General features: G+C 65.7%; 1 protein-coding gene and 1 pseudogene. Both read left to right on the top strand.

Annotated features, from left to right (window positions below; all coding sequences use genetic code 11):
• Positions 1-1,988 (top strand): NosR/NirI family protein (locus EOA38_RS34250; RefSeq protein ID WP_145966216.1); only part of this gene is annotated, 1,988 nt, incomplete at its 5' end.
• Positions 1,985-2,228, top strand: a pseudogene (locus EOA38_RS34245) (TAT-dependent nitrous-oxide reductase); the annotation flags it as partial. The gene EOA38_RS34250 and the pseudogene EOA38_RS34245, both read left to right, overlap by 4 nt.

Here is a 2,228-nt window from a genome sequence, read left to right as displayed (position 1 = left end):
TTGTCGGCGTCGACCTTGACGGCAAGATCACCGGCGCAAAGCTTGTCGAGCATCACGAACCGATCGTTCTGGTCGGCATCCCTCAAGCCAAGATCGAGCATTATATCGACGGGTTCGTCGGCCGGCGTGTCCTCGATCCGGGCGAGGAGAGCCGCATGCCGGTCGACATCGTCAGCGGCGCCACGGTCACGATGATGGTCATCGCCGACAGCATGACGCAGTCGGCGCTCAAGATCGCCCGGTCGCGCGGCCTGGGCAAGGGGGTTGCCGACGTCGCTGCTCAGCCGGCCCGCGGCATCGATCAGACCAGAAGCACCGTCGAAACCTGGCAAGCCTTGCTCGGCGACGGATCGGTGCGCAGGCTTGCGATCGCCAACAAGGAGCTCGACGACCTGTTCCAGCGGACAGGCAATGCCGCGGCGATCGCCCGCCCGCAGCAAGGAGATCCGAATGCCTCCTTCGTCGACGTCTATGTTGCGCTGGCAAGCGTGCCGACGGTCGGCCGATCGCTGCTCGGCGATGCCGAATATGATCGCCTTCGCCAGGATCTGAAGCCCGGCCAGCAGGCGATCCTGGTCGCTGGCGACGGGCCGTACTCCTTTCGCGGCTCCGGCTATGTGCGCGGCGGCATCTTCGATCGCATCGAGCTGATCCAGAGCGAGGCCAGCATACGCTTCCGCGATCGCAACTATCGCCGGATCGGCGCCGTGGCCGCCGACGGCGCGCCTGACTTTCCCGAGATCGGCGTCTTCGTCACGCCCGACGGTGCGAAACTCGACCCTGGCGCGCCATGGCGATTCCAACTCCTCGTGCAGCGGGCGACCGGGGCGCTCGACAAGGCGTTCGTCACCACCGGGCTCGATTACTCGACCCCCGACAAGTTCCTGACCGCGCCCGTCTCGCCGGCGGCGGCCGCGCCGGCGTCGGCTGCCGTGCAACCGGTGGCGGCGGCGGACGACGAGCCGCCGCTCTGGCAACGGATGTGGCAGGCGCGCATGTTCGACATCGCCATCATGCTCGTCGCGATCGGCGTGCTCACCGGCATCTTCTTCTTCCAGGATATCCTCGTGAAATGGCCGCGCGCCTATGAGCGCATCCGGCTGGGCTACCTCGCCTTCACGCTTTTGTGGCTCGGCTGGTACGAGCACGCGCAGCTGTCGGTCGTGAACATCCTCACATTCTTCAACTCGCTGCGCGGCGACTTTCGCTGGGACTATTTCCTGCGCGACCCGCTGATCTTCATCCTGTGGTCGGCGGTCGCGGCCGCGCTGCTGTTCTGGGGGCGCGGCGCCTATTGCGGCTGGCTTTGCCCGTTCGGCGCGCTGCAGGAATGGACGAACCGGCTGGCGCGCTGGGCGCGCATTCCGCAGATCCGCGTGCCGTTCTGGCTCAATCAGCGCCTGTGGCCGTTCAAGTACATCATCTTCCTCGCGCTTTTCGGCCTGTCCTTAGGCTCGCTCGGGCTTGCCGAGGAAGCAGCCGAAGTGGAGCCCTTCAAGACCGCGATCATCCTGCATTTCGCGCGCGAGTGGTGGTTCGTGGTGTTCGCCGTCGGCTGCCTTGCACCCGGCCTCTTCATCGAGCGCTTCTACTGCCGCTACCTCTGCCCGCTCGGCGGCGCGCTGGCTGTCCCGGCCCGTATGCGCATGTTCGACTGGCTGAAGCGCTACAAGGAATGCGGCTCGCCCTGCCAGCGCTGCTCCAATGATTGTCCTGTCCAGGCGATCCATCCGGAGGGAGCGATCAATCCCAACGAATGCATCCAATGCCTCAACTGCCAGGTGCTCTACCACGACGACCAGCGCTGTCCGGTGGTGATCCAGAAGCGCATCAAGCGTGAGAAGTTCCTGGCCCTGCAGTCGCCGTCGATGGTGCCCGAGCCCAAGCGCAAGCCGAGGGTCCTGGTGACCGTCAACGGCCGCGAGCCATCCGTGGAACGGAAGCCTGCGGCCAGCCAGGCCGTGTCAACTGAAGGAGAGAACCAATGAAAGACGACGATAGGCCGGAGGAAGCTGGAGTAAGCCGCCGCACGCTTCTGACCGGAAGCGGCAAGGCCGCCATTCTGGCCGGTTTGGCGAGCGCGGCCGGCGGCGGAGCCGTTGGCGTTGCCGGCTTCACCAAGCCGGCCCATGCCAAGGAGGCGACCAGCGAAATCCGGCCGGGCGATCTCGACGAATATTACGGCTTCAGCTCGAGCGGCCAGTCCGGCGAGGTACGTATCATAGGGC

The organism is Mesorhizobium sp. M1E.F.Ca.ET.041.01.1.1, from assembly GCF_003997355.1.
Lineage (GTDB): Bacteria > Pseudomonadota > Alphaproteobacteria > Rhizobiales > Rhizobiaceae > Mesorhizobium.
Note: the sequence above shows the minus strand (reverse complement) of the source record. Positions and strands in the feature narration are given on the sequence as shown.